The sequence below is a fragment of the Actinosynnema sp. NPDC023658 genome (assembly GCF_040639995.1).
In the GTDB taxonomy this organism is placed as follows: Bacteria; Actinomycetota; Actinomycetes; order Mycobacteriales; family Pseudonocardiaceae; genus Actinosynnema.
In genome coordinates, this window is sequence record NZ_JBFAAX010000734.1 from 1 (window position 1) to 2,851 (window position 2,851).

A 2,851-nucleotide genomic window follows, 5' to 3' on the forward strand; every position below is an offset into this window, starting at 1 on the left:
CCAGTTCACGTGGCCGTTGGCCGGGCACCGGATCAAGCCGTGCGCGCGGTTGACGTCCACGAGGTCATCGAGGTTGTCGAACTCCCCGAAGTAGTAGTGGCCGTCCACCGGTTCGGCTCGCCGCCGTGCCGCCAGCAGAGCGAGAACGCCAGCCAGCCTGTCCCGCTCGTAAGCGGTCAGCGGCACCGTGAAGCGGTGGTCCGGCGACAGCTCCTCCACCACCGCGACCGCGGATCGCAGGTCGACCATGTCGGCCGGGTGCCGGAACACCGCGAAGCCACCGCCTTCGTACTTCTCCCGTGACGACGACGGAAGTGGCGCCGCAGGCCGCTCTGCGTCGGTCCGGCGCATGAACTGCTCGACCTCGGCCGGGGTCGCCTCTCGGTATTCGTCGTCGGAGTCGCGTTCCCGCGCTCTGGACAGATTTCGGCTCGACTGCCACCTACCGTGACCCTCGTATCGTTCTTCGTCGTAGTCGGCGACAGAGCGGTAGAGACCCTCGGCGTGGCGAATATCGTGTATGCCGCGCCCGTCCCTGAACAACGCGTAGTAGCGGTATTCGGCCAGATAAAGCTGGAACATGCGACCACCCCCAGTGATCGACACATGGTAGCGGGCGAAGCGGCATCCGAGTCGCACATCGGGTTTCTGCTTCTGGACGAGGCACGGTCGGGCCTCCCTCCGACGCCCGGCAGGCCGCCGTGTGAAGCGTTGAAAGGTCAGCACCCGGCCGGTCTGGCGTGGTGAGCCGGCACTGGCAGGCACTGTTCGCCTATTCGCATCGCCTCTGCCACCGACCGTTCGTGCTCGGGATCAGCGGTTCGGGGACGATCTGCGGCCACGGTCGGGGGTTCGACCTTGTCACCGTGGTCGAGGTGGACGTGCGTGGTGACGCGCTGGAGGGACTCGCGGTTGACCGACGCGCGGGTGGGGGTTTAAGGAACTGCTGCCGTCCATGTTCGAATGCGTGCACCCGGAAGGTATACAAGTTGGTCCGCTCGCTGTAATCCCGGCGGGGACTGTAAAACGAGCGTTGTAAGTCCTGATCAGGGATGCGCACCTGATGACCGAGAAGATGTCCGGCGTGCAGCACGCCGAGGACGCCAAGCCCGCAACCGCCCTGGAGGGCCCGACGAGCAGCCGTCCGCCCGGCCCACGCGGTGGCCTGAAGTCACACGTGAGCGCGCAGTGCTCCAGCAGCCGACCAGGCAGCCACTGGAGTCGGGCTCTGAAGGGCGAGATCACCGACTGCCATCCACCGTGATGTCGTCCAGCACGGCATGATGACCGGCCGTGCCGCTCCGACTGACCTACCTCGGTGTGACCAACGCGTTCGCGCTGCCGCGCCTGCTGCCCATGAGCGACCGGGACGAGGACATGGAGATCCTGACGCTGCGGCAACAGATCATGGTCCTGGAACGGCAACTGGGCAACGCCCGGCCGCGGGTCACCCAAGCCGCCAGGAACCTCGCCATGGACTCGAAGACGCGGGCAGTACTGATCCGCGACCGAGACGGAAAGTACCCAGTCCCGTTCGACACCGCCCTCGCCGAGCGGGCATCCAGGTCGTCCTCACCGGTGTCCGGATACCGCGGATGAACGCGATCGTGGAGCGCTGGATCCGGAGCTGCCGACACGAACCGCTCGACCGCACCCCGGCCTGGAACCAACGGCAGCTGCTCCACGCCCTGCGAGTACGAGCAGTTCCCCAACACTCACCGACCCCGTCAAGGCATCGCCAACGCGTGGCCACTACACCCGCTGCCACCAGCCACCGACCAAGCAGCCGCCACCGGCCTCGACACCGTCGCGCCTACGCTGCGGCAAGTACCCCGCGAGTTACGAGACGGTGTCGATCGGTTCCTTCGGGTTGCCAGCGCGGACCGTTGATCACAATTTGGGAGCGCTCCCATAGAGCGCACGCGATCCCTGCCTGCGGTGTACCGCCGCCGACAGTCGCCTCCAGAAACCGAACAGCCGATGAAACGCCTACCCCGGCTGTACGACTGGCCGCCGCGACCCTCCCCACTCCTGCCGTTCGTCGGCAGCGGTGGTCCGCCGGTCGGTGTGATCCGGTCGCGCGGTGGGTTTCGGCTGGTTGGCCCAGCTTCTTTCGTTTTCTTGACCAAGGGCGACGTCGATGATTATGGTCTAGACCACGTTACGGTGAGTGCCAGTGCCCCAGCGTGCTGCCACCCGCCGGACGATCCCGCCGCCGGGGATTCGGATCGTGCCCAGGGAAACCTCGGGTTCCCTGCGAAGGAGCTGGACAATGGGTTTGAGACGGAAACTCGCGGTGTTCCTCGCCGGTGTCGGCATCGCCCCGTTCATCGTCGTGGTGGCAGCCGGAACGGCCAGCGCGCACGGGTACATCAGCTCGCCGCCGAGCCGGCAGGCGATGTGCGCGTCGGGTCGGGTCAAGCAGTGCGGCGACATCATCTACGAACCGGCCAGCGTCGAAGGCCCGAAGGGGTTGACCAACTGCCACGGCGGCGACGCGCGCTGGGCTCCGCTGAGCGACGAGAGCAAGCCGTGGCCGGCGACGACTGTCACCGACAACGTGTCGTTCAACTGGGTCATCGAGGCCAACCACGCCACCACCACGTGGCAGTACTTCGTGGGCGGCACGAAGATCGCCGAGTTCAACGACCACGGCCGCCAGCCCGGTGCGACCGTCACGCACGCGGTGAGCCTGGGTGGCCGCACGGGCCGGATCAAGGTCCTGGCCGTGTGGAACATCGCGGACACGGCGATGGCGTTCTACTCGTGCGTCGACCTCCAGGTCGGCCCGGGCGGTCCCGACCCGACGACGACCACGCGTCCGACCACTACCACGACGCGTCCGACGACC

Annotated in this window: 3 protein-coding genes; 2 read left to right on the forward strand and 1 reads right to left on the reverse strand. The window is 67.0% G+C overall.

Going from position 1 to position 2,851, the window contains the following annotated elements; genetic code table 11:
- The coding region (locus AB0G02_RS33945) for a hypothetical protein (RefSeq protein WP_360802592.1) at window positions 1-582 on the reverse strand (582 nt) is incomplete at its 3' end.
- Between the two features lie 711 nt (window positions 583-1,293).
- On the opposite strand from AB0G02_RS33945, the gene AB0G02_RS33950 reads away from it, so the two are divergent.
- Window positions 1,294-1,599, forward strand: a complete 306-nt coding sequence (locus AB0G02_RS33950; protein WP_360802595.1) for a hypothetical protein — start codon at window positions 1,294-1,296, stop codon at window positions 1,597-1,599.
- A 673-nt stretch (window positions 1,600-2,272) separates the two neighbouring features.
- On the forward strand, window positions 2,273-2,851 hold a 579-nt coding region (locus AB0G02_RS33955), incomplete at its 3' end, for a lytic polysaccharide monooxygenase auxiliary activity family 9 protein (protein WP_360802598.1).